General features: G+C 34.8%; 27 protein-coding genes. 15 read left to right on the forward strand and 12 right to left on the reverse strand.

The features are described from left to right. Positions 1-55: 55 nt before the first annotated feature. The 5 genes from EPI11_RS08645 to EPI11_RS18960 form a co-directional block, all read right to left on the reverse strand. Positions 56-877, reverse strand: a complete 822-nt coding sequence (locus EPI11_RS08645) for an AraC family transcriptional regulator (protein ID WP_128389565.1) — start codon at positions 875-877, stop codon at positions 56-58. Positions 878-924: 47 nt separating this feature from the next. Next, positions 925-2,124, reverse strand: coding sequence for an alanine dehydrogenase (locus tag EPI11_RS08650; RefSeq protein ID WP_128389566.1), 1,200 nt, complete (start codon positions 2,122-2,124; stop codon positions 925-927). A gap of 52 nt (positions 2,125-2,176) precedes the next feature. After that, on the reverse strand, positions 2,177-2,584 hold the full coding sequence (gene tsaE / locus EPI11_RS08655; RefSeq protein WP_128389567.1) for a tRNA (adenosine(37)-N6)-threonylcarbamoyltransferase complex ATPase subunit type 1 TsaE: 408 nt from the start codon (positions 2,582-2,584) through the stop codon (positions 2,177-2,179). A gap of 11 nt (positions 2,585-2,595) precedes the next feature. After that, complete coding sequence (gene porX, locus EPI11_RS08660; protein WP_128389568.1) at positions 2,596-4,146, reverse strand: T9SS response regulator signal transducer PorX; 1,551 nt, start codon at positions 4,144-4,146, stop codon at positions 2,596-2,598. A gap of 328 nt (positions 4,147-4,474) precedes the next feature. Beyond that, the gene (locus EPI11_RS18960; RefSeq protein ID WP_164879137.1) at positions 4,475-4,636 is read right to left on the reverse strand and encodes a hypothetical protein; all 162 of its coding nucleotides are present in this window, start codon (positions 4,634-4,636) and stop codon (positions 4,475-4,477) included. A gap of 195 nt (positions 4,637-4,831) precedes the next feature. Between EPI11_RS18960 and EPI11_RS08665 the strand changes: the two genes are divergently transcribed. The 9 genes from EPI11_RS08665 to EPI11_RS08705 all read left to right on the forward strand — a co-directional run bounded on the left by EPI11_RS08665 (position 4,832) and on the right by EPI11_RS08705 (position 13,024). After that, on the forward strand, positions 4,832-6,076 hold the full coding sequence (locus EPI11_RS08665) for an HD domain-containing protein (protein WP_128389569.1): 1,245 nt from the start codon (positions 4,832-4,834) through the stop codon (positions 6,074-6,076). A 23-nt stretch (positions 6,077-6,099) separates the two neighbouring features. Further along, positions 6,100-7,122, forward strand: a complete 1,023-nt coding sequence (lpxD, locus tag EPI11_RS08670; protein WP_128389570.1) for a UDP-3-O-(3-hydroxymyristoyl)glucosamine N-acyltransferase — start codon at positions 6,100-6,102, stop codon at positions 7,120-7,122. A gap of 16 nt (positions 7,123-7,138) precedes the next feature. Then, positions 7,139-8,527 (forward strand): bifunctional UDP-3-O-[3-hydroxymyristoyl] N-acetylglucosamine deacetylase/3-hydroxyacyl-ACP dehydratase, encoded by a 1,389-nt coding sequence (locus tag EPI11_RS08675; RefSeq protein ID WP_128389571.1) that lies wholly within the window; start codon positions 7,139-7,141, stop codon positions 8,525-8,527. Positions 8,528-8,539: 12 nt separating this feature from the next. Further along, positions 8,540-9,325, forward strand: a complete 786-nt coding sequence (gene lpxA, locus EPI11_RS08680; RefSeq protein ID WP_128389572.1) for an acyl-ACP--UDP-N-acetylglucosamine O-acyltransferase — start codon at positions 8,540-8,542, stop codon at positions 9,323-9,325. Positions 9,326-9,363: 38 nt separating this feature from the next. Then, the gene (gene efp, locus EPI11_RS08685) at positions 9,364-9,930 is read left to right on the forward strand and encodes an elongation factor P (protein ID WP_128389573.1); all 567 of its coding nucleotides are present in this window, start codon (positions 9,364-9,366) and stop codon (positions 9,928-9,930) included. A 71-nt stretch (positions 9,931-10,001) separates the two neighbouring features. Then, complete coding sequence (locus EPI11_RS08690; RefSeq protein WP_128389574.1) at positions 10,002-10,931, forward strand: UDP-3-O-(3-hydroxymyristoyl)glucosamine N-acyltransferase; 930 nt, start codon at positions 10,002-10,004, stop codon at positions 10,929-10,931. 1 nt (position 10,932) lies between these two features. Beyond that, positions 10,933-11,295 carry a nuclear transport factor 2 family protein gene (locus EPI11_RS08695; RefSeq protein WP_128389575.1) on the forward strand — a complete coding sequence of 121 codons (363 nt, stop codon included), beginning with the start codon at positions 10,933-10,935 and terminating at the stop codon, positions 11,293-11,295. Positions 11,296-11,407: 112 nt separating this feature from the next. Then, a complete protein-coding gene (gene sucD, locus EPI11_RS08700) occupies positions 11,408-12,280 on the forward strand; it encodes a succinate--CoA ligase subunit alpha (RefSeq protein WP_128389576.1) in 873 nt (290 codons plus the stop codon). A 255-nt stretch (positions 12,281-12,535) separates the two neighbouring features. Next, a complete protein-coding gene (locus EPI11_RS08705) occupies positions 12,536-13,024 on the forward strand; it encodes a DNA-deoxyinosine glycosylase (RefSeq protein WP_128389577.1) in 489 nt (162 codons plus the stop codon). 846 nt (positions 13,025-13,870) lie between these two features. Here the strand turns inward: EPI11_RS08705 and EPI11_RS08710 are convergent. The 3 genes from EPI11_RS08710 to EPI11_RS08720 all read right to left on the reverse strand — a co-directional run bounded on the left by EPI11_RS08710 (position 13,871) and on the right by EPI11_RS08720 (position 16,229). Further along, complete coding sequence (locus tag EPI11_RS08710; RefSeq protein WP_128389578.1) at positions 13,871-14,710, reverse strand: OmpA/MotB family protein; 840 nt, start codon at positions 14,708-14,710, stop codon at positions 13,871-13,873. Positions 14,711-14,772: 62 nt separating this feature from the next. Further along, positions 14,773-15,780, reverse strand: coding sequence for a glycosyltransferase family 2 protein (locus EPI11_RS08715; RefSeq protein ID WP_128389579.1), 1,008 nt, complete (start codon positions 15,778-15,780; stop codon positions 14,773-14,775). After that, entirely contained in the window at positions 15,777-16,229 is a 453-nt protein-coding gene (locus EPI11_RS08720) for a type I restriction enzyme HsdR N-terminal domain-containing protein (protein ID WP_128389580.1), read from the reverse strand. The genes EPI11_RS08715 and EPI11_RS08720 overlap by 4 nt, the downstream gene beginning before the upstream one ends. 61 nt (positions 16,230-16,290) lie before the next feature. On the opposite strand from EPI11_RS08720, the gene holA reads away from it, so the two are divergent. From holA to ettA, 3 genes are read left to right on the forward strand one after another with little or no spacing between them, the layout of a single operon-like run. Continuing rightward, positions 16,291-17,295, forward strand: coding sequence for a DNA polymerase III subunit delta (gene holA, locus EPI11_RS08725; protein WP_128389581.1), 1,005 nt, complete (start codon positions 16,291-16,293; stop codon positions 17,293-17,295). Positions 17,296-17,342: 47 nt separating this feature from the next. Further along, positions 17,343-17,525, forward strand: a complete 183-nt coding sequence (locus EPI11_RS08730) for a CAL67264 family membrane protein (protein WP_128389824.1) — start codon at positions 17,343-17,345, stop codon at positions 17,523-17,525. A 28-nt stretch (positions 17,526-17,553) separates the two neighbouring features. Beyond that, positions 17,554-19,248 (forward strand): energy-dependent translational throttle protein EttA, encoded by a 1,695-nt coding sequence (gene ettA, locus EPI11_RS08735; protein ID WP_128389582.1) that lies wholly within the window; start codon positions 17,554-17,556, stop codon positions 19,246-19,248. A gap of 58 nt (positions 19,249-19,306) precedes the next feature. Here the strand turns inward: ettA and EPI11_RS08740 are convergent, their stop codons facing one another. From EPI11_RS08740 to EPI11_RS08750, 3 genes are all read right to left on the reverse strand, one after another. Beyond that, entirely contained in the window at positions 19,307-19,807 is a 501-nt protein-coding gene (locus EPI11_RS08740) for an outer membrane protein (protein WP_128389583.1), read from the reverse strand. 97 nt (positions 19,808-19,904) lie between these two features. Then, positions 19,905-20,699 (reverse strand): hypothetical protein, encoded by a 795-nt coding sequence (locus EPI11_RS08745; RefSeq protein ID WP_128389584.1) that lies wholly within the window; start codon positions 20,697-20,699, stop codon positions 19,905-19,907. Between the two features lie 56 nt (positions 20,700-20,755). Then, on the reverse strand, positions 20,756-21,583 hold the full coding sequence (locus EPI11_RS08750; RefSeq protein WP_128389585.1) for a UDP-2,3-diacylglucosamine diphosphatase: 828 nt from the start codon (positions 21,581-21,583) through the stop codon (positions 20,756-20,758). 163 nt (positions 21,584-21,746) lie between these two features. Here EPI11_RS08750 and aroC point away from each other — a divergent pair, with 163 nt between their 5' ends. The 3 genes from aroC to EPI11_RS08765 all read left to right on the forward strand — a co-directional run bounded on the left by aroC (position 21,747) and on the right by EPI11_RS08765 (position 24,856). After that, positions 21,747-22,790 carry a chorismate synthase gene (aroC, locus tag EPI11_RS08755; protein WP_128389586.1) on the forward strand — a complete coding sequence of 348 codons (1,044 nt, stop codon included), beginning with the start codon at positions 21,747-21,749 and terminating at the stop codon, positions 22,788-22,790. A gap of 129 nt (positions 22,791-22,919) precedes the next feature. Next, positions 22,920-23,774 (forward strand): T9SS-dependent choice-of-anchor J family protein, encoded by an 855-nt coding sequence (locus EPI11_RS08760; protein WP_128389587.1) that lies wholly within the window; start codon positions 22,920-22,922, stop codon positions 23,772-23,774. A 116-nt stretch (positions 23,775-23,890) separates the two neighbouring features. Continuing rightward, positions 23,891-24,856, forward strand: a complete 966-nt coding sequence (locus EPI11_RS08765; RefSeq protein WP_128389588.1) for a T9SS type A sorting domain-containing protein — start codon at positions 23,891-23,893, stop codon at positions 24,854-24,856. 80 nt (positions 24,857-24,936) lie between these two features. Here EPI11_RS08765 and EPI11_RS08770 read toward each other — a convergent pair whose 3' ends face one another. Then, a complete protein-coding gene (locus EPI11_RS08770; RefSeq protein ID WP_128389589.1) occupies positions 24,937-25,350 on the reverse strand; it encodes a thiol-disulfide oxidoreductase DCC family protein in 414 nt (137 codons plus the stop codon). Positions 25,351-25,352: the final 2 nt, after the last annotated feature.

Below are 25,352 nucleotides of genomic sequence, written 5' to 3' on the forward strand. Positions count from 1 at the left end.
TAGATAAATAGATGTTTTTGTTTCCAATAATAGTAAAGGATTTATAGGGTTTGTGTTATCCTTTTTTCAGGATTTCTTTACCGTTCAGATAATCAGAAGGACGCTGGCCCAAAACTTTGAAAAATGTATTACTGAATGTAGTTACACTACTATAACCTACGGCTTGTGCTACTTCGCTAACAGGAACTTTTTTCTCTAACAATAATTCTATAGCTTTTAAAATTCGCCTGATAGTAAAATATTGGATAAACGACATTCCTAAATCTTTTTGGAATAATCTGTTTAGTGAGCGTTCACTGAATCCAAATCGTTTTGCCAAATCAAAAAACAAAATTGTTTCGCCTAAGTTGGCATCAAGCCAGGCAACAATATTTGTTAAACGTTTGTCTTTGGGAAAGGGTAATGATAATGGAAGATTTGTGAAGCAGACTTCAGGTAAAATAGCCTTGATCGCATTAGCAATAATAAAATTGCGGCCCCCAGGTTTTAAGTTGCCGTTCCACCGGTTGGTGAAAAGCATCATTTGCAACAATAAATCATTAACAGGGTAGATACCCTCATTCTCATAGAATAGATCTTCTTTAGAATTTACGGGAAAATATAAATTCCGCATTATAACTTCTGTAGAATTCGGATGAATACTGTGTGCTATGCCTGCAGGAAGCCAAATAAAATGACGTGCCGGAAGAAAATAGGTTTTTGTCTCGGTAGTAACATGAACAATTCCACCTTCGGTATAAAGCATCTGAGCTTTTTTATGCCTGTGTGTAGGTATCAGTAGTTCTCCCATCAAATCATGGTGACAATAGATACTTTTTATGTCCTTGTCAACATCCTTAATGTAGTATTTATCTTCGGGAGTAATAATAGCATCCATTGTGTTCGTGATGAGGTTTATATCACAATAAAAACTTCGCTTATTTATTAAAATACGATGAGGTTAATGTCTCTATAGGATAGAGAGAACCAGTCAGCAATAGAACGGTTCGTTAATAGACCATGATAGCAGTAAATCCCATGTTTAAGTCCGGCATTACAGCGTATAGAACTTTCTATGCCACCGTCTTCTGCCATTTGTAAAAGAAACGGACTGATAATGTTACTAATTGATATGGAAGCTGTTTTAGAGTAACGTGAAGGAATGTTAGGTACACAATAGTGTATCACGTTATTTTTTACAAATGTAGGTTTCTCATGCGTTGTTACTTCCGATGTTTCAAAGCAGCCACCGGTATCGATACAAACATCAATAATAACAGCGCCTCTTTTCATGTTCTCCACCATTGTTTCACTAACAACAATAGGAGTACGGTTTTTACCGCGCATGGCACCAATTGCAACATCGCATCGCATTAAAGCTTTAAGTAGCGATTTTTCCTGTATGGTTGAGGTAAAAATACGTTGGTTAAGTGCATTTTGAAGGCGGCGTAATTTTGTAATAGAGTTGTCAAATACTTTTACACTTGCACCCAGTCCTAATGCAGTTTTTGCTGCAAACTCGGCTACAGTTCCTGCCCCAATAATTACAACTTCGGTAGGAGGGACTCCTGTTATATTACCCAAAAGCAACCCTTTACCTATTTTTTGGTTAATCATTAGTTCAGCTGCAATAAGTACAGATGCTGTTCCTGCAATTTCACTAAGTGACTTTACAGCCGGGTAAGACCCGTCTTCGTCCTTTATAAATTCAAAGGCCAGAGCTGTAATCTTTTTTGAAGCCAATGCTTCAAAATATTCTTTCTTTTGTGTTTTTAGTTGTAATGCAGAAATGATTAGCGTTTGAGGATTCATCATTTCAATTTCTTTTGTAGTAGGCGGTTCGACCTTAAGTATTACCGGGCAGCCTAATACTTTTTTCGTATCCTGGGTTATCTCGGCTCCCGCGTCACTATATTCCTTATCTGTATAGCTTGAACTCATGCCTGCACCAGCTTCTATCATTACACGATGACCATGTGCTGTAAGCGAATTAACAGCATCAGGGGTAAGGCTTATCCTGCGTTCCTGATAAGATGTTTCTTTTGGTATACCTATAAAAAGTTCACTCTTTTGACGGGTAACTTCAAGTTTTTCTTCCTGTGGCAGTAACTGCTGTTTAGTGAAAGGGGTTAATGATAATGACATGGTTTAGCGGAATATTTGGCTCTAATTTACAAAAAAAACTCTAGTTACTTAACTATTTCACAGTAAGATGACGCCTGCCGTCAGGCAGTTGTTTTATCGTTATAGAAGTATGGTCAATAGGGATTAGATTAGGTGTTTTTTCGGGCCATTCTATTAGGCATAGATTACCCGAATAAAAGTATTCGTCCAGTCCCATATCATACGCTTCTTCTTCCGTATTTATACGATAAAGGTCAAAGTGATATAGTATTTCGCCATTTTCTGTTTCATACTCATTGACTAATGAAAAGGTAGGGCTTGATGTCATGTCTTTAACACCAAGCTGGCGTGCTAAGGCTTTAATGAATGTAGTTTTGCCTACACCCATACCAGCATGAAAGAGTATTGTTTTTTTTATATTTTGCGCCAGTATCTGCTGTGCTGCATTGTCTATTTCCGCCAGGGAAAAGGTAATCTCCATATGATTGGCCGTTATTTTGGATTAAATACTAAGAACGGAATAATCATTTCTTCAAGCGATATACCACCGTGCTGATAACTGTTTCTGTAATAGCTTACGTAGTGGTTATAATTATTTACATAAGCCAGGAAATAGTCATTCTTTGCAAAGATATATGAACTGCTCATGTTTATAGTAGGCAGCTGTATGGCTTTAGGATCTTTAACGTGGTATACATCTCGGTCTTCAAAAGTAAGGCTTCGTCCGGTTTTATATCTAAGGTTAAGGCTGGTATTTTTATCGCCTATTACTTTGCTTGGGTTCTTTACATTTATAGTACCATGATCGGTTGTTAAAATCAATTTAAAACCCATTTGCTGTGCCTGCTGAATCATTTCCAGTAAAGGTGAGTTCCTGAACCAGCTAAGAGTAAGGGAACGGTATGCTTTGTCATTACTTGCCAGTTCTTTAACTACGTCCATTTCTGTTTTAGCATGAGAGAGCATATCAACAAAGTTGTATACAATTGTAGTAAGGTCGTTATCTTTAAGCCCTTTAAAATTATCTACAAGTTTTTTACCGTCTTTATAATTAGTGATCTTATAATACTCCTGTTTTATATTAATTCCAAGACGTTTTAAATGCTCTGTAAGGAATTCGCCTTCAAAAAGGTTTTTACCACCTTCATCTACATCGTTTTTCCAGTACTGCGGATATTTCTTTTCCATTTCAAGGGGTGTAAGTCCTGAGAAAATGGCGTTACGTGCGTATTGTGTTGCTGTAGGCAGAATAGCATAGTATGCAGCTTCTTTTTCCAGTTTGTAGTGATTTGCTACGACACTTTCAAAAGCTTTCCATTGGTCATATCTAAGGTTGTCTATTACAACAAAAAGAATAGGCTTTTTCTTTTGGATCTCAGGTACAACAAGTTCCCTGAAAAGATTATGGGAAAGAACAGGCTTGTCTGCTTTTGGCAAATACCAGTCTTCATAGTTTTTCTCGATAAATTTACCAAACTGGGAGTTTGCTTCCTGTTTTTGAGATTCGAGTATTTCAATCATACTTTGATCTTCAATGTTTTCCAGCTCCAGTTCCCAAAAGATAAGTCTTTTGTACATGTCCACCCAGTCTTCAAAAGAGTTAACCATGCCCATGTCTATAGCGATCTTTCTAAACTCTTTTTGATAATCCAAAGTAGTTTTTTCAGATACTAAACGCGAGTGGTCAAGGTTCTTTTTAAGTGAAAGTAATATCTGGTTTGGGTTTACCGGCTTAATAAGATAATCGGCAATTTTGGATCCAATAGCATCTTCCATTATATATTCTTCCTCACTTTTGGTAATCATAATTACTGGTGTAGAAGATTTTTTTTCTTTTATAAGAGCAAGGGTTTCAAGTCCGCTAAGGCCTGGCATATTTTCGTCAAGAAACACAATATCAAAGTTTTCCTCATCGAAAATATCTAATGCATCTTGTCCATTATTAGCAGTTGTAACCTTATAGTTTTTCTTTTCCAGGAAAAGAATATGTGGTTTGAGCATGTCTATTTCGTCATCTACCCAAAGTATCTTTATCTCATTCATTTTATGAGGGAGTATTATTCGTGAATTTATCGTGCAAGTTAATGGAAAGTAAGGAAATTAAACCTAATTTTTTTATAAAAATGATATACTAAAAACAAGTAAAAGTGTAAAATAGTATGGCATTAAGTGTAAAAATAAAAAAAGGCCTGCAAATATGATTTACAGACCTTCTCCTTCAATAACCTAAAGTAACAAAAAATAACGTTATTATTGTTTTCCAGGCCGTGTTGAAGTTTTTTTAATTGAAGATGTGTTAATTGCATTCGATTTTCTACTATTATCTTCTTCTTTTTTTGCTTTTCTTCTTTCACTGCTTTTTTTTGCCTCTTCATGTTTTTTTGCGTTCCTGTTGAGCCATTAGCGCATCTTTTTCAACCTGTGCCTGGGTTATGGTTCGGGGTTGCCGCAGTGTTTTATCGTGTTTCTCCTGTGTTGCAGCAAATGCATTTAATGCAAAAACTATACTCAGGTTTAACACAATTTTTTTCATAGCAGCTATAAAATTTATTTTCGTAAAATTAGGTATTATGTTCTTATTCAGTTGGCTGCGTCTAAATGATTAACCTATGTTTAACGCTTATTATTAATTTACGTTAATATATCTTACAGCATACAGTAAAAAAGAAGATAATCGCGCTTTTGAGACTTCGTTAATTATTATATTTGTTTAAAATTTAGCAGTACTGTGAGCGAAATAAACAAGCTTAAAATATTAAATGACCCAATTTATGGGTTTATTACCATTACAAATCCGCTGGTATATGACCTTATCCAGCATCCTTACTTCCAGAGACTGCGCAGAATATCGCAAATGGGTATGTCTTACCTTGTTTATCCCGGAGCACATCATACCCGTTTTCATCATGCACTAGGCTGTATGCACATTATGCAAAAAACCATCCAGGTATTAAAATTTAAGGGAACGGATATAAGTACTGAAGAAGAAACCGCACTTAATATTGCCATTTTATTACATGACATTGGGCATGGCCCTTTCTCGCATGCTATGGAACATAGTATTGTTGAGAATGTAAATCATGAAGCTATTTCGTTATTGTTTATGGATAGGCTGAATCAGATTTTTGAAGGCAAATTAACGTTGGCTATACAAATTTTTAAAGGAGAATATCATCGAAAATTTATGCTGCAGCTAATTTCCAGTCAGCTGGATATGGATCGTATGGATTATCTTAAGAGAGATAGTTTTTATTCGGGTGTAGCAGAAGGTAATATTAATTCTGAACGGTTGATCCAAATGTTCGATGTTCAGGATGATATGCTTGTTATTGAAGAGAAAGGAATTTATTCTGTCGAGAAATTTCTTGTAGCGCGCAGGTTGATGTATTGGCAGGCTTATTTGCATAAAACCAGTGTAGCTGCTGAACTTATCCTTACCAAAATTCTTAAAAGAGCTAAAGAACTCACTCAACAAGGTGTAATCTTATCTTCAAGTGATCCGCTTCAATTCTTTTTACAGAATAAGATTAATCTGGAAGATTTTAATGAAGAGGTACTTACTAAATTTTCGTACCTTGATGACTTCGATATCATGGGGGCTATTAAATCATGGCAGTTTAACGATGATTATGTATTAAGTGAATTAAGTAAAATGATCATTAATCGTGATTTACTTAAAATAAAAATGCAGGCCGAAAAAGTAGATAAGTCTCAGGTGATAGAATTACGTGATCGTTTAATGAAATTGAATAATTTATCAGAAAAAGAAGCCGATTATTTTGTATTTAAAGGTAAAATCAAAAATCAGGCCTACAATAAAACAGGTGAACCGATACATATATTAAAGAAAGACCGTACCATAGAAGATGTTGTTGATGCATCTGATCAGCTGAATTTAAAGGCATTGTCTAAACCCGTTACTAAGTATTACCTGTGTTTTCCAAAAGTGCTTTTGGAAAAAGCAGCATGTTAATTTAATTTTATATTTTTGTCGGGATGAAATTTACAGCAGAACAAATAGCAGGCATACTAGAAGGCGATGTTGTGGGTAACCCACAAGCCGAAGTACATAAGCTGGCTAAAATAGAGGAGGGGACAGAAGGTTCACTTACTTTTTTAGCTAACCCAAAGTACCTGCACTATATATACTCTACACAGGCAACCATTACTATTGTAAACAGGACCTTTGAGCCCGAAAGTGAAATAACAACGACTCTTATTAAGGTAGATGATGCCTATAAATCTTTTTCTAAGTTACTTGAATACTATAATCAGGTGAAACTTATGAAGTCTGGAATTGAGCAGCCATCTGTACTATCCGAGAATGTAACATATGGAGAAAATCTATATCTTGGAAGTTTTTGCTATATTGGCAAGAATGTAAAAATTGGTGATAACGTAAAAATATATCCTAATAGTTTCGTAGGAGATAATGTAACCATTGGCGATAATACTATTCTTTTTGCAGGCGTTCGTGTTTATTCGGAAACAGAAATAGGTAAAGGATGTACATTGCACTCAGGATCAATTATTGGGTCAGATGGTTTTGGTTTTGTACCAAATGAAGAAGGTGTATATAGCAAAATACCACAAATTGGCAACGTTATATTAGAAGATAATGTAGATGTAGGTTCATGTACAACAATAGACAGAGCTACATTAGGTTCTACAATTATTAAAAAAGGGGTTAAACTGGATAATCAAATCCAGATTGCTCACAATGTTGTAATTGGAGAGAACACCGTAATAGCTTCCCAAACAGGTGTAGCCGGCTCTACTAAAATTGGAAGCGGATGCATTATAGGTGGACAGGTGGGCATTGTAGGGCATATTACGATTGGTAATAATGTACGCATTCAGGCACAATCGGGTGTTGGGAAAAGTATTGCCGATGGAGAAACCGTTCAGGGTAGTCCTGCGTTAGGATATTCTGATTTTAATAAATCGTATGTTCATTTTAGGAATTTAACTAAAATTGTAGCCGATATAGAGGAATTAAAGCAACTAAGCAAACAATAAATTAAAATAACAGATAATGGTTAAACAAACCACAATCAAAAGTGATATTTCATTAAAAGGTGTTGGCCTGCACACAGGAAAAGAAGTTACAATGACTTTTAAACCGGCACCTGTAAACAATGGATATTCTTTTGTAAGGGTCGATTTAGAAGGACAGCCTGTTGTTGAGGCAGATGCTAATTATGTAGTAAACACACAGCGAGGTACTAATCTTGAAAAGAAAGGTGTAAAGATTCAAACATCAGAACACGTCCTTGCAGCATTTGTAGGCTGTGATGTTGATAATGTAATTATTGAACTGGATGCTTCTGAACCGCCTATTATGGATGGATCTTCTAAATTTTTTGTAGAAGCTATAGAAAAAGTAGGTGTTGAAGAGCAGGATGCTGAGCGTGTAGTATATGTAGTTAAAGAGGTTATCTCTTATACTGATGAAGCTACAGGGAGCGAAATCATAGTAATGCCTTCTGATGATTATCAGGTTACAGCTATGGTAGATTTTGGTACTAAAGTTTTAGGAACCCAAAACGCTACTCTTAAGAATATGGCAGATTTTAAAACAGAAATTGCTGATTCACGTACGTTTAGTTTTCTTCATGAGCTTGAAGCACTTTTACAAAACGGCCTTATTAAAGGTGGAGACCTTAACAATGCTATTGTTTATGTAGATAAAGAGATTTCTCCGGAAACTATGGAGAGCCTTAAAGTTGCATTTGGTAAAGATAGTATTACTATTAAGCCAAATGGAATTCTGGATAACCTTACGTTGCATTACCCTAACGAAGCTGCACGACACAAACTGCTTGATGTAGTTGGTGATCTGGCACTTATCGGGACAAGAATCAGAGGCAAGGTAATAGCAAACAAGCCAGGGCATTTTGTTAACACTCAATTTGCTAAAAAAATGTCTAAGATCATTAAGACAGAACAGCGTAACCAGGTACCGGTGTATGACCTGCACAAGGAGCCGCTTATGGATACAGTAAAAATAATGAGTATACTGCCTCACCGCTCTCCATTCTTACTAGTAGATAAAATACTGGAAATGAGTGATAGTCATGTGGTAGGGCTTAAGAATGTGACAATGAATGAAAGCTTCTTCGTAGGTCACTTTCCGGGTGCTCCGGTAATGCCGGGTGTACTTATAGTTGAGGCTATGGCTCAGACAGGGGGGATTCTTATCCTTAGTTCTGTACCGGATCCGGAAAACTACCTTACTTATTTTATGAAAATAGACAACGTGAAATTTAAGCATAAGGTACTTCCTGGCGATACGCTTGTATTTAAGTGCGATCTTATTTCTCCTATCAGGAGAGGTATTTGTCACATGCAGGCTAACGCTTATGCTAATGGAAAACTAGTTGCCGAAGCAGAACTAATGGCACAAATAGCCAAAAACAGTTAAAAAAAAGATTGTATGAATCAACCGTTAGCATATGTACATCCGGGCGCAAAGATCGCTAAAAATGTAGTGATTGAGCCTTTTACCACTATCCATAACAACGTAGAAATAGGTGAAGGAACGTGGATAGGATCTAATGTTACTATTATGGAAGGTGCCAGGATTGGCAAAAATTGCAATATATTTCCGGGAGCTGTAATCTCTGCAGTACCTCAGGACCTTAAATTTGGAGGAGAAGAATCATTGGCGATAATTGGCGACAATTGTACTATACGAGAGTGTGTTACTGTAAATAGGGGAACTATAGCATCCGGACAAACAGTAATTGGAAAAAACTGCCTTATCATGGCAACTGCTCACGTTGCACACGATTGTCATATTGGAGACAATGCAATCATTGTAAATGGTGTGTTGCTTGGCGGACACGTAACCATAGGAAACTATGCGATTATTGGTGGTTTATCTGCCGTTCACCAATTTATTAGTGTTGGAGACCATGCCATGATTTCTGGAGGTTCTTTATTAAGAAAAGATGTTCCGCCTTATACTAAGGCTGCAAAAGAACCACTTTCATATGTGGGTATTAATTCTGTAGGTTTAAGAAGAAGAGGTTTTTCTCCTGAGAAAATCAGAGAAATTCAGGATATTTACAGAATATTATACCAAAAAAATTACAATACCACTCAAGCTTTAAGTATTATTGAAGCTGAAATGGAAGCAACTCCTGAGCGTGATGAAATAATCATGTTCATCAGAAATTCTACAAGAGGTGTAATGAAAGGATATACAGGGATTTATTAAATCCATAAAAAGAAAAAAATAAACAAACAAACAGTAAAATGGCAAGTACATCAGATATCAGAAACGGATTATGCATTAAGTTTAATCATGATATATATAAAATTATTGAATTTCTTCACGTTAAACCAGGTAAAGGCCCGGCTTTCGTAAGAACCAAACTAAAAAGCCTTACTAACGGAAAAGTATTAGACAATACATTTTCTGCGGGACACAAAATTGAAGATGTAAGAGTTGAAACACACAAATTCCAATTCTTATACCCAGAGGGTGATCAGTACCACTTTATGCATGTTGAATCTTACGAGCAAATATCTCTTCATAGAGATATTCTGGATGCTCCGGATCTTCTAAAAGAAGGGGAAATGGTTATGGTTATCATTAATACTGAAACTGATGCTCCTCTATCTGTAGATATGCCGGCTTCTGTTGTTCTTGAAGTTACTTATGCCGAGCCAGGTGTTAAAGGAAATACAGCTACAAATGCAACTAAGCCTGCTAAGGTTGAAACGGGTGCATCTGTAAACGTACCTTTATTTATTAATGAAGGCGATAAAATTAAAATCGATACAGCTACAGGTCAGTACATGGAGCGCGTAAAGGAGTAAATTTATTTTAAAAGCTTGAAGATGTAATAATTTTCAAGCTTTTAAATTATAATATTTTTCAAATAGTAAGTATGAAGTTCCCAAGTGTTTTTCCTTTAAAAGAAATTGCTGCCATTATTGACAGTGAATATGTGGGTGATGATAATTTTCCGGTACATGGCATGAATGAAATTCATGTTGTTGAGCCAGGCGATATTGTTTTTGTAGATCATCCGAAATATTATGACAAAGCATTACAGTCGGCAGCGACTATAGTACTGATTAATAAGCAGGTTGATTGCCCTGCAGGAAAAGCATTATTGATTTCAGATGATCCATTTAGAGATTTTAATAAGCTTACAAGACATTTTAGACCATTCCAATCTTCAAATACATCTATTTCAGCAACAGCTCAAATAGGAGAGGGAACCGTTATACAGCCTAATTCATTTGTAGGTAATAACGTAAAAATTGGCTCTAATTGTTTAATCCATTCAAACGTTAGTATCTATGATAATACGATTATTGGTGATAATGTAATTATCCATGCCGGTACGATCTTAGGTGCTGATGCATTTTATTATAAGAAAAGACCTGAAGGTTTCGACCAGCTTTTATCTGGTGGCAGGGTAATAATACATGACAATGTTGGTATTGGCGCTTTATGTACTATTGATAAAGGAGTTACAGGAGATACCACTATTGGAGAAGGTACAAAAATAGATAATCAGGTTCATGTTGGACATGATACAGTTATTGGTAAAAAATGCTTAATTGCATCACAAACAGGCATTGCAGGTTGTGTTGTTATTGAAGATGAAGTTACATTATGGGGTCAGGTAGGAGTTGCAAGTGGCATTACCATTGGTAATAAAGCGGTTTTAATGGCACAATCAGGTGTTAGTAAATCCTTAGAGGGTGGTAAATCTTACTTTGGATCACCTGCGGAAGAAGCTAGAGAAAAAATGAAGCAGCTTACCTATGTAAAGCGTATACCGGAAATATTGGAAAAACTTAAATAAGATGAGTGCAAAAGAACTTGTAGCAGAATATTATGAATCCCAAGCTTTTCGAACTGCCGAGGGTATAGGTCGTTATATACATGAAGAAGTTGTTGTGCAATGGCATAGTTCTAAAGGTTATCTTCAACTGGAAAAAAATGATATTTTAACCTTTGCTGCCGAGCTTGATAAGTCATATAGTGCCCAGCGTTTATTCATATCTCATATAATTTCAGAAGGCGATGCCGTTACAGTACGTTACACGCATTATGTTAATCCTTTTGAGAGTCCTGCCGATGAAATGATTCTAGCTCATTTTGTTATCATCTGGGAAATAAAAGACAAACAGCTTTATAAAGGCTATTTAATGAGTCAGCTAGGTTAAGTTCTTATTTTTTTAGTAAAATATGTTTATAAAAATAGGCCAAAGCTTTAATTATATTTTACAAAAAGCCTATTTTTGCATCACGATTTAAAAATAATTTAAAAAATATATCATGAGTGTTTTAGTTAATAAAGATTCCAAGATAATTGTTCAGGGATTTACAGGAAGCGAAGGAACTTTCCACGCTACCCAAATGATCGAATATGGTACTAATGTAGTAGGAGGTGTAACGCCAGGTAAAGGTGGTACTACTCACTTAGATCGTCCTGTATTTAACACTGTAAAAGATGCAGTAGAAATTGCTGGTGCAGACACAACTATTATTTTTGTTCCGCCTGCTTTTGCTGCAGACGCAATTATGGAAGCTGCTGAAGCAGGTATCAAAGTAATTATTACTATTACTGAAGGTATTCCTGTTGCAGACATGATTAAAGCTTATGACTACATACAAGATAAAGATTGCCGTTTAATAGGCCCTAACTGCCCGGGTGTTATTACTCCGGGAGAAGCTAAAGTAGGTATCATGCCTGGTTTTGTATTTAAAAAAGGTGAAGTAGGTATCGTTTCTAAATCAGGAACTCTTACTTATGAAGCTGCTGACCAAGTTGTAAAACAAGGTTTAGGTATTACTACAGCTATCGGTATTGGTGGTGATCCAATCATAGGTACAACCACTAAAGAAGCTGTTGAGCTATTAATGAATGATCCGGAAACTAAATGTATCGTTATGATTGGCGAAATTGGTGGGCAACTTGAAGCTGACGCTGCTAAGTGGATTAAAGCTGATGGTAACAGAAAGCCGGTTGTTGGTTTTATCGCTGGAGAAACTGCTCCTAAAGGCCGCACAATGGGTCACGCTGGTGCTATCGTTGGTGGTGCTGATGATACAGCTGAAGCTAAAAAACGTATCATGAGAGAGAATGGTATACATGTGGTAGATTCTCCTGCTGAAATTGGTAAAAAAGTAAAAGAAGTTTTAGGTTAATCCCTTTCTTCTTCTAAATATAAAAGCTCCATTTATGGGGCTTTTTTTATGTTTTATTGTAAGTCGTATTTTATTTCATAATAGAGTAAAAATCGATTTTAGACTTCAAATTAAATAAGAAACCCAGTAATAATAATTGTTATTACCGGTTTTCTTATTTTTATAAATAGGTGAGTACATTTTTTACGATATAATTATTATCTATTTATATGATTCGGAAGTATATTTACGATGGTTGTGTTACAAATAAAATTTATGAAAAAAGCTTTTCCTCCAATAATAGATATAGATTCTAAAATTTTAATATTAGGTACTATGCCTGGAGAAAAATCATTAGAGTTACAGGAATATTATGGAAATAGAGGTAATCAATTCTGGAGGCTTTTATTTGGATTAATGAGTAAAGAATTGAGTCTTGATTATGCTATTAAAAAACAGTTGTTAAAAGAAAATTATATTGCTCTTTGGGATGTACTTGAATATTGTGAGAGGGAGGGAAGTCTGGATAGTAAAATAAAGAATGAAATTCCGAATGATTTCAAATCCTTCTATAAAAGCTATCCTAATATTAAGAACGTGTTTTTTTCAAGTAAAAATGCGGCAATTTATTATGATAAGTATGTAGGTAAGAATAAAGATATAACTTATGAAATTCTGCCATCGCCCAGCGGGGCAAATGCGACAAAATCCTTTGCTGAAAAATTACAAATATGGAGGGAAAAAATTTTGCCGCTAATTGGGTAATTAACGGCAAAATTTGTTTAGACAATTTTTAAGACGTAAAATATTTTCTCAGTCTTTTCTGCTTATAACTTCTTATACGGTTATTTACAAAAAGTTTCATTCTTAGCTTAAAATTACCCCAATTCATCTACTCTTCATTTATGGTTTGTGAGTGCAAGTTCATCATTTGAATTTTATTTGCGTAAAAAAATATGTTAAAAATATAAGATTTAATAAATAAATTATAAAAAATTAACCCTGCTTATTTGTAAACAATATGTTTGTTAATTGTTAATTTTTTATACATAACACATGGTTTAAATTCATTTAAAGCTTCTGATTTATTTTTTTATGATATTTTAACTTAAATTAATGTTTTGTGCTTATTTTTTTATATATTTATGTAATAATTAACAGGTTAGAAGAAGTGTTTGGCTTCGAGTTTTATTATTACTTACCTAATTTTTTAGTTTTGTTTATGAAAAATAGTTAAAACTGAAAGTGCTAACACCTTATAGTCCTTTCAAATGTATCTTGAAACTAACAGTTTAAATCACTGGATTATGAGAATGTTTAATTTTATTGCTTCAGTAGTTGCCTTTGTTGCAGCTTTATTTTATCTAATTTTAGATTTCCCCAATTTGGATAATTTTAATGGTGTAATCTATTTTTTATTGATGATAATATTACTTGTTATTTGTATAACGGGAATTATTTTTAACGCACCGGTTGTTCCTAAATCAATAAAGAGAGTAAAGAATAGCTATTGATAAACACTTATGTGAATATTGTTTTTAGTTGTAAATTTTTATAAAAAAGGCCGCTCAATTTGAGCAGCCTTTTTGTTTATAATACAAAAGTTATAGATTATTTACCATTCTTTTGGTTTTTCATTTCTTTTTCGATCATATCATAGAACTGATCGATTTTTGGCAATACAAGAATTCTTGTTCTTCTGTTTGTAGATCTGCCTTCAGCTGTGTCATTACCTGTTAGTGGCACATATTCACCACGACCAGATGCAACAAGTCTTTTTGGATCGATACCAAAATCGTTTTGTAGTATCCTTACGATAGATGTAGCGCGCTTAACACTTAAATCCCAGTTGTCTTGTAGTACAGGGTTTTTAATTGGCACATTATCTGTGTGTCCTTCAACCATACATTCAAAGTCTGGTTTGTCAAGAACGATTTTAGCAACTTTACCTAAAATTTCTTTAGCTCTGTCTGTTACCTGGTAGCTTCCGCTTTTAAATAACAATTTGTCTGCTAAAGAGATATAAACTACACCTTTTTCAACATTAACTTCAATATCCGGATCGTTAACACCCACTGCTCTTTTGATACTTGTTACAAGAGCAAGTGTTACAGAATCTTTACGGGTTAATGCATCCTGAAGTCTTGTAATTTTAAGATCTTTCTCTTTTAAGCTTTCTAATGACTTTTCGATGTTTTCTGCTCCCTTAGAAGAGAGAGTGGTAAGGTTACCAACAGTACTCATAAGTTCAGATTTATCTTTTTTAAGATCATTGAGATGGTTTGCCATTGCATCCTTTTCAGTAAGACAGGTGTTCAGTTTAATAGTAGCACTATTTAGCAAATCCTGGATTTCTTTATTTTTAGATTCCAGTTCGGCAATTTTTTTCTTAGACCCGCATGAAGTCAGCGTCATTGCTGATAGCGTAAGTAATAAAATGGCTCTTCTCATAAAATTCAAATTTTAAATTTTAACAAAATTAAGTATTAATAAAAAAATAGTAACGCGTTTGACTATAAACTATTGTTAAAATTTTTATCAAATATCTTGCCTTTTGTTATATAATACAAGTAAATAATACTGGTTGTTTTATAGTAATTTCGGTACTGCTTTGACTCTCTTTTGTTTAAGAAATAAAAAAGTTTTAAATAAAAATATAAATGAGCTTTTAAAATAGCTAAAAGATGTTTGAATTCACCTTTTAGAAGAAATCGTATACCTGCCAGTCCATCCATAAGCATCCTTATAAAAAGAATGGGGATTAATTTTGACGCAGGAAGATTTTTAATCATCATCCAAAGTGAATTCCTGAAATTTAAAAAAGTCTTTTTTGGATTACCGGCAGTGAGAGTTGCTCCACCTATATGATAAATGACCGAATTGAAGCAAAAGCGAACTTTAAAGTTCTTATTAAATGCACGCCAGCAAAGATCTATTTCTTCCTGGTGGGCAAAAAAGTCTTCGTCAAAACCATTTAGACTATGGTAGACTTCTTTACGAATAAAAAAACAAGCTCCTGAGGCCCAAAATAACTCTATATTAGTATCATACTGACTTTTATCTTCTTCAAGTGTTTCAAAGATACGACCGCGGCAAAAAGCGAATCCATATTTATCTATAAATCCACCTGCTGCACCCGCATATTCAAAATGGGTCTTGTTATTATAATCCAGAATTTTAGGTTGTATAATAGCTGTTTCAGCATCTTTGTCAAAAAGCTCTATTGCAGCAGTGATCCACCCTTCAGTTACTTCTACATCTGAATTGACCAATACATAGATATCTTCTTCGACTGATTTCAATGCTTCATTGTATCCCTTTGCATACCCAAAATTACCTTTGTTTCCAATGACCTTAATATCTGGATAAGTCGTGCTTATAAATTCAATAGAATCATCAGTAGAGGCATTGTCTGCTACATATATCACTGCTTCCTGCGAATGTTTTACAACTGATGGTAAAAACTGCTCTAATAGCTTTTTACCATTCCAGTTTAAAATTACAACGGCTATACTTTTCATTTGGCTGGTTTATATTCGGGAAGATCCTGCAGGAAAAAGTATTTTTCCTGTTCGTAATCCATTTGGCAAAAGTAATGATTTAGCCCATTTGTAACCATCATATGCATAGCATTTAAAGACATGTTGTAGCGGGCGATCTGATCAAAAGTACTTTGGGAAATCGTTATACCCGGAGCTTTACATTCAACTAATAAAAAAATAGATCCATCAGGCTGAAATACAACAATATCATATCGTTTTGTTAGTCCGTTTACCTTAACTGTTTTCTCCACGTTTACATGCGATTTTGGATACATTTTTTGTTCAAGTATATATTTAACAACATGTTGTCTTACCCATTCTTCAGGAGTAAGAATGATAAATTTTTTACGGATTTCATCAAAAATAGCGACCTTATTTTCACTATTTTTGAAACGGAATGTATAATCGGGAAAATTCAACTTTTGCATCAGGCAAATTTAAGTTTTTTGGTTATACATACAGTAGAAATGTTATAAACACCAGCTGACTGTGGATGAAGTTGTAAAGATCGTTAATGAAATTAAACAGGGTAATATAAAACCTATTTATTTTTTAATGGGTGAAGAGCCTTATTATATTGATAAGCTTACCGAATATATTGAAAATAATATACTGACTGAGGAAGAGAAAGGCTTTAACCAGATGGTTTTGTATGGAAAAGACGTATCTATAGAAGATGTTATATCTAATGCTAAACGCTATCCAATGATGGCAGACAGGCAGGTTGTTATTGTTAAGGAAGCTCAGGAGTTATCGCGCACCATAGAGAAGTTGGAGAGCTATGCTGAAAATCCACAAACTACAACGGTATTGGTTTTTGCTTATAAATATAAAACACTCGATAAACGTAAAAAAGTTACCAAAATGCTTGAAAAAGCAGGGGTTGTTTTTGAAAGTAAAAAGATGTACGACAATCAGGTAGGGGATTGGATCAAGCGTATACTGTCGGGTAAAAATTATGGAATAGAACCAAAAGCGGCAGCTATGCTTGTTGAATTTTTAGGTACAGATCTTAGTAAAATAAGCAATGAACTGGATAAACTAATGATCATTCTTCCAAAAGGTAGCACGATCACGCCTAAAGTCATTGAAGATAATATAGGGATCAGTAAAGATTATAATGTTTTTGAATTGCGTAAAGCAATAGGAGAGAAGGATCAGTTAAAAGCGTATAAAATTGCCGATTACTTTTCGCAGAACCCTAAGGATAACCCTCTGGTTATGACTACAGGCCTTGTGTTTGGTTTCTTTTCGCAATTATTACAGTATCATGGGTTAAAAGATAAAAATCCATCTAATGTTGCAAAACTATTAAAAGTCAATCCTTATTTTGTAAAAGATTATGATATTGCATTACGTAATTATCCTATGAAAAAAGTAAGCGCTATTGTGGCTACGCTACGCGATATTGATGTTAAAAGTAAAGGTGTTGGCGTTACTGCTATACCACAATCTGACCTGCTGAAAGAGATGCTTGTAAAGATTTTTAATTAAGCTTTTAAATCACGATATTTGCAGGCTAAAATTTGAATGAGAGAAACATGGGAATGAATAAAAATACTATCTTAGGATGGGCTGCTTTTATAATGGTGTTGATGGGATTGCTGCTTATTAGCCTAGGTGCTTTTAGATATGATGATGTTGCTGGATGGGGCTTTGCTGCCGTAGGTATTGGATTCTTTGCTATTGCATGGGTGTTCAGTTCACTAAAAGGTAGGGTATAATAAATTTGAAACTTGAAATAAATAGAATATGTCAGACGATAAAAAAGTAATATTTTCAATGTCCCGGTTGTCAAAAACCTATCCGGGAGCTCAAAAACCAGTATTAAAAGATATTTATCTTAGTTTTTTTTATGGAGCTAAAATTGGTATTCTTGGTTTAAATGGTTCTGGTAAATCATCGCTATTAAAAATTATTGCCGGTGTAGATAAAAACTACCAAGGCGATGTAGTGTTTTCTCCGGGATATACTGTGGGTTATCTTGAACAGGAACCACAGCTTGATGAAAACAAAACTGTAATTGAAATAGTTCGTGAGGGTGTTGCTGAAACAGTTGCACTGCTTGACGAATTCAATAAGATAAATGACCAGTTCGGACTTCCGGAAGTATATGAAGATGCAGATAAAATGCAGAAGCTGATGGACCGTCAGGCTGAACTTCAGGATAAGATTGATGCTTCTGGGGCTTGGGAGCTTGATACAAAATTGGAAATTGCAATGGATGCTTTACGTACACCAGAGCCTGATACCCCAATTAAAGTGCTTTCTGGTGGTGAAAAAAGACGTGTTGCATTATGCCGTCTTTTATTACAACAACCGGATGTATTATTATTGGATGAGCCTACCAACCACTTGGACGCAGAAAGTGTACTTTGGTTGGAACAACATTTGGCTCAATATGAAGGGACTGTAATTGCAGTAACACACGACCGTTACTTCCTTGATAATGTTGCTGGCTGGATTTTAGAACTTGACAGAGGAGAAGGTATTCCATGGAAAGGGAATTATTCTTCATGGCTTGATCAAAAATCGAAACGTATGGAGCAGGAAGAAAAAACAGCATCTAAACGTAGAAAAACACTTGAACGAGAGCTTGATTGGGTAAGACAGGGTGCCAAAGGCCGTCAGACCAAACAAAAAGCGCGTTTACAAAATTACGACAGGCTTTTAAATGAAGATCAGAAAGAGCTTGACGAAAAACTAGAAATTTATATCCCAAACGGGCCAAGGCTTGGTACCAATGTTATCGAAGCTAAAGGCGTTGCTAAAGCATATGGAGATAAATTATTATATGATAATCTTAACTTCACACTTCCTCAGGCAGGTATTGTAGGTATTATTGGTCCTAACGGTGCTGGTAAAACGACTATCTTCAGAATGATCATGGGTGAAGAAACACCAGATGCAGGAGAGTTTACAGTAGGTGAAACAGTGAAGATTGCTTATGTAGATCAATCGCACTCTAACATCAATCCGGAAAAAAGTATATGGGAAAACTTCTGCGATGGTCAGGAGCTTATAATGATGGGGGGAAGACAGGTTAACTCACGTGCTTATTTAAGCCGATTTAACTTTAGTGGAAGTGATCAGAACAAAAAAGTAAATACATTATCAGGGGGTGAGCGTAATAGGCTTCACTTAGCCATAACGCTTAAAGAAGAGGGTAACGTGTTGCTTCTGGATGAGCCTACCAATGATCTTGATATTAACACACTTCGTGCGCTTGAAGAAGGTTTAGAGAACTTTGCAGGTTGTGCGGTAGTAATTTCTCACGACAGGTGGTTCCTTGACAGGGTATGTACTCACATACTTGCATTCGAAAGCAATTCAGAGGTATATTTCTTTGAAGGCAGTTTCTCTGAATATGAAGAGAACAGGAAAAAACGTCTTGGCGGCGATCTGGCTCCTAAACGTATCAAATACAAAAAATTGATAAGAAACTAATTGAAATAGAAAAACCCCGCAATTGCGGGGTTTTTTATTATAAAATCAACATTGATTTTTAAAATCTGTATCTTACACCAAGTGCAATATCCGGACCAAAGTTATCTTCTCTGTAATCATCTCCAAAGTAAACTTCTGGTCTAAAGTCAAGAGATAGCTGTAAAGGGAAATCGAAGTTATATTCGATACCTATATCTCCTGCAATGAATAAGAATGTTCCGCTGTCATCATTGCCTTTAGCCCATGGCGGAAGGTCATCATTGAATTCCCATGTTCCTAAACCTCCACCTACACCGGCATACCAATTAAAGCCTCCTTCAATGTTCCATACCCATTGGTATAAACCAGCAAGTTTTATGGCATCATAATAATCGGTATTACGCCATCCCAAGTCAAATTCCAATCTGTTTTTTGTAGAAAGACTTCTTTGATAAGAAACTTCACCGCCAAAACCGTCATTATCCCCAAGGCGTAAACCAATAGCGTTTTTTCTGTCCTGTGCATTTGAGCTAAATGCTAATCCAATTAGCAAAAAAGCCGATAATACTAATTTTTTCATAATGATTTATTGGGTTATTATGATTCAAAAATAACCCCAATGTTCAGCATGAATATACGACTGTTAAATTTTTAACTGTTATGATTATGTTAAAGAATTAATCAACATTGTAGTTTACCAGTGTTTCTACCTGATGCTCAGTGCCTGACTGAGGTATTGGTAATTGAAAATCAGGCAGAGGAATTTCTTCCAATTCATAATTAATATCTGTAGTTGCATTAACGACACCTATGTTTTCTGCATAATATTGGGTAGAAACTACTACATTTTGAGGTTTCAAAAGAGGAAATGCTATAGGGAAACCAGACAGTCCTGCAGTAATTTCTAAGTTAAGCGTAATTTCTACAGGCCTAACATTACTGTAATTTTGCTGACCTGAAGTGTAATTTGCTAATGTTGCTTTTGTTTTTGAAGTAAGTTTGTAATTAAATTTTATTTTGAATCCTTCAATTTCCTGTTCAAGAGTTCCGCTTACTGTTCCGAGTTCTGTGTTTTCTGCGGCATTTTGATCGAAAATAATAAAATTTGATACAGCGATATTTATTGGTAAATCTGCAGCAAAATCTAGTCCGGCATTGCCGGTAAGGTAAATTTTACCATTATCATATCTTATTGCATTTTTATTTAATGCATTTGAAAAAAATCCGAAAGGTTGGTCTTTGGTTCTTAATTTTTGGAAAGTACTACCATTGATAATAGTGTCATTTGCGACATACAATGAATCCCTTCCGCTTATTGTTGAATTTTGAACATCATACACCCAGTAATTCCCAATATTAGATGGAAGGAAAGTATTGGTTGGAGTGGGGTTATTGTTGTTTCCATTATCGTCATCACTTGAACAGGAAACAATAAAGAGACTTAAAATAAATAATAAATAAGTTTTTTTCATGGTTGTAATAGTTTGATTAGGTGTGCTAATATAACTAACAATTTTTAAATGAAAACTTATTTGTCTGTAAATAATAAGGTTGCAATAAGCTGATGACCAAGTTTGGTTTCAAATTCAAAATAATCTTCTTCTTCAACTTTTTCAACATCGGCATGACGGTACATTTTCCATCGTTTCTTATTGTACTCCAGTGCAGTAAGGTTTTCTATCCAGTCACCCGAGTTTAAATACATTACACTGCCTTTCTTGTTTTCTTTACGTGTAATTACAGGTTCATGTATATGCCCGCAAACAACATAATCATAATTGTTTTCTATAGCTAAATCTGCTGCTGTAGTTTCGAAATCAGATATGAACTTAACGGCCTTCTTTACTCCCGATTTTATTTTTTTGGATAGTGAATATGGCTCTTTCCCCATTTTCATTAAAACCCAATTAATAAGTCTGTTCAAAAGTATAAGGTAATCATAGCCAATGCCTCCCAGTTTTGCGATCCACTTAGCATGATGTACAGAGCTATCGAAAACGTCACCATGAAAAAACCAAGCTTTTTTTCCGTCCAGTTCCAGTACTACTTTATCTACTATTGAAAAATTACCCATTGATGTATCGCTAAATTTACGTAACATCTCATCATGGTTACCTGTTATATAGTATACTTTAGTTCCCTTTGAAGCGAAATCAAGAAATTTTTTTACAACTTTTAAATGATTTTTAGGGAAATAGGATTTTCTAAACTGCCAAATGTCAATAATATCACCATTAAGAATTAGGGTTTTGGGCTTAATTGTAGAGAGGTAGGCTAAAAGCTCTTTAGAATGGCAGCCGTAAGTACCTAAATGTATATCAGACAAGACTACAAGATCAACATTCCTTTTTTTCATTGAGGGTGTTTTTTCTTCTGCAAAGTACTCCTATATATATAAAGGTATGTTTAAGCGATTGTTATTAAAATATCATAAATCCTAAATTGGAGTTAAGCTTATAACTGAACTATTTATTTTAATTATTAAGCGGAAGGAATTACATTTGTTAAAAATAGTACACATGGCAGGAAATACATTTGGAAATATATTTAAACTAACAACTTTTGGCGAATCACATGGTGATGCTATTGGAGGGATCATAGACGGATGTCCTCCGGGAGTAACTCTTGATATGGATGCAATACAGTATGAACTTAACAGAAGAAAACCTGGTCAGTCGGCTATTGTGACACAACGAAAAGAAAATGATAATGTTCAGTTTCTGTCAGGGATATTTGAAGGGAAGACAACAGGAACACCGATTGGGTTTATAGTACCTAACACAAACCAGAAATCAGATGATTATTCTCATATAAAAGATGTTTACAGGCCTTCACATGCTGATTATACCTACGATAAAAAATATGGTATAAGGGATTATAGAGGTGGAGGAAGAAGTTCTGCGCGAGAAACTATAAGTCGTGTTGTAGGTGGGGCAATTGCTAAGCAGCTTATGCCGGATATTAAAATTAATGCTTTTGTGTCTTCGGTTGGGGATATCTTTATTGATAAGCCCTATCAGGCTCTTGATTTTTCACTTATAGAAAGTAATGATGTTCGTTGCCCAGATTTGGACACTGCAAAGAAAATGGAAGATTATATCAAGCAGATAAAAAAAGAAGGTGATACAGTAGGAGGAACAATTACTTGTGTTTTGCAAAATGTCCCTGTTGGTTTAGGAGAGCCAGTATTTGATAAACTACATGCAGAGCTTGGTAAAGCTATGTTGTCAATAAATGCAGTAAAAGGTTTTGAATATGGCAGTGGTTTTTGTGGCGCAAAAATGAAAGGAAGTGAGCATAATGATTTGTTTAATCCTGATGGAACTACAAAATCAAATCTTTCAGGCGGGATTCAGGGAGGCATTAGCAATGGAATGGATATTTATTTTAGAGTTGCTTTTAAGCCTGTCGCAACAATTATGCAAAAGCAAATTTCTATTGACAATATGGGTAATGAAGTCGAAATGCAAGGAAGGGGGAGGCATGATCCATGTGTTTTACCTCGTGCGGTGCCTATTGTAGAAGCTATGGCTGCATTAGTATTAATTGATAAGATGTTGTAATATTAGAGCTATGTATTAATTATAGCTTTATTGCTATAAAAAAGTCTAAATATTTCTTAATTTTTTTTAAAAACATTTTTAAAAACATTTTTTTTTAGTATTTTTGAAAAACAATTAAAAACTATAATCATGAAAAAAACTTTACTTTTAGGAGCCATGTTAGCTGGTTCTTACTTTACGGCTTCTGCACAACAAATCTTTTCAGTTGATTTCAGCAGTACTCAGGTACTAATTGATAACAACTGGTTGTTGATTGATGGTGATGGAGATGAACTTACATGGCAAGTAGATACAGCTGGTTCTACAACAACTGTAGGGAATGGATTTACTGGTGGTGTAGCTCTATCTGCATCTTTTGATAATGAATCAGGGCCATTAACACCGGATAATTCACTAGTTACTCAATCTTTTGCTGTTCCTGCAAATGGTGCAACACTAACTTTTAAAGTTGGTGGTATGGACCCTGAGTTTTCTGCAGAGCATTATGCAGTTTATGTTATAAATGCTGCAGATGTTACTGAGACTACTACTGTTGGTGAGTTCCTTGCATTACTAACTTCACCAAAATTAGAAGAAACTTTAGGTGGTGCTACAGCTGTTAACAAAACTGTAAGTTTAGCAGGTCATGAAGGACAAACAGTACGTATTGTTTTTAGACACTATAATATTACTGATCAATTTGTAATTGTTCTTGATGATGTAACTGTAACTGCAGGAAATGTAACTGGTGTAAACGATGCTTTAGCTTCTCAATTATCAGTATATCCAAACCCTGTTAACAATGTAATTAACATTGCTAATGCTGGAAACATTCTTGTTAATGGAGTAGAAATTGTTGACCTTAACGGACGTACAATTAAATCTTCTCAGTTTGATGGTGTTGCAAATGCTGAAATCAATGTTTCTGATCTTGCTTCAGGTGTTTATATGATGACTATATCATCAGATAAAGGTACAACAACTAAGAAAATTGTAAAAAACTAATTAGTTTTCAATATGTTAAGAAAAATAGGCCTTTTAGGCCTATTTTTTTTTTGAAATAAATTTGTAGGAGAGAATTTAATTCCTATTTTTGAGAAAAATTAAAAACTATTATCATCATGAAAAAACAATTACTTGTAGGAGCTTTTATGTTAGCTTCTTTTTTAACTGCGCAAGCGCAGGAATCTTATTCTTTCGAAACTTCTGAAGGCTTTGCTATTGGTGCTATAGATGAACAAAATAACTGGGGTGCTTCTTTAGCTGAAATGGTTGTAGCTGCTGACGCTTCTGCAACTAATGGTGCAAACGTATTAGTAGTTGGTACTACTGGTGCAGGTGTGCCTGTTACAACTCCTGCTACTCCTCGTCCAGGTGTTTTTAGCCCAACGTTTACTATTGCTGGAGATATCGAAGTATCTTACGATATTAAACTTTCATCTATAGGTGAAAATGCTGCAAGTTTCTTTGCTGCTGCTCAAGCTCCTACTGCTCAGAAAGCTACTTCAAATGTAGGTTTCTTTAATGATGGACAAGTTGGGGTTGTTGCAACTGGAAATGATAACACTTTAGGTTATTTCTTAGCTGGAACTGGAGAAGGAACTGCTTTTGTACCTTTTCAAACTGTAGCTAATCAGTGGTACAATGTACGTATAGTACATAATTTCTCTGCAACTACACCTAATATCGAGGTATTTATTGATGGTGTTTCAGTGTTTATTGGAGATGTTTGGGGTGCTACAAAAGTTGAGCAATTAGTTGTTACTACAGATAACCTTCCTGGTAGCGCTAAAATTGATAATATCAAAGTTAAAGTTGCTGGTACTGCTGGTGTAAATGAAAACACATTAACTTCACTTTCTGTATATCCTAACCCTGCAAATGATGTTGTTAATGTTACTAACGCTGAAAACATTCTTGTAAACGGTATTACAGTTACAGATCTTAACGGTCGTACAGTTAAATCTTCTAAATTTGATGGTGTAGCTAATGCACAAATCAATATTTCTGATCTTGCTTCAGGTGTATACATGATGACTGTATCTTCTGATAAAGGTTCAATGACTAAAAAAATCGTGAAAAACTAATTATTAGTTTTCTTACAATATTAAAAGCCTCCATATTGGAGGCTTTTTTTTTGAATAAATCTTTTTTGAAGTAAAAAATGTTATAAGAATTTGGCTTTCATTTCTGGTGTTGGCAGCATACATTCGTCTTTCTTTCCATACCACTTATAACGATTACGGGCAATATAATCATACACTTTATTAGTAAGCCATTTTGGTAAAATTGAGAATATACTAATTAAGGAATATACTCCTCCAAGCTCGTTTGCTATTTTAAATGCAGCTTCTGATTTGTAGAGATATGAAAGTCCGGGTTCATAAAGAATAATGGAATCGGTTTTAGATCTGTCTAATCCAATGTGTTTGATTATTTTCTCTCCAAATTTTGATTGTAATGCTACAAATCTAAAAATATCTTTTTTATCATGTTTAATGATAAACTGAACGGTACTGTCGCAAAGATTGCAAACCCCATCAAATAATATTATTTTTTTGTCTTGAGGCAAATTTTCCATCA

It is taken from the genome of Flavobacterium cerinum (genome assembly GCF_004028155.1).
GTDB classification, from domain to species: Bacteria; Bacteroidota; Bacteroidia; order Flavobacteriales; family Flavobacteriaceae; genus Flavobacterium; species Flavobacterium cerinum.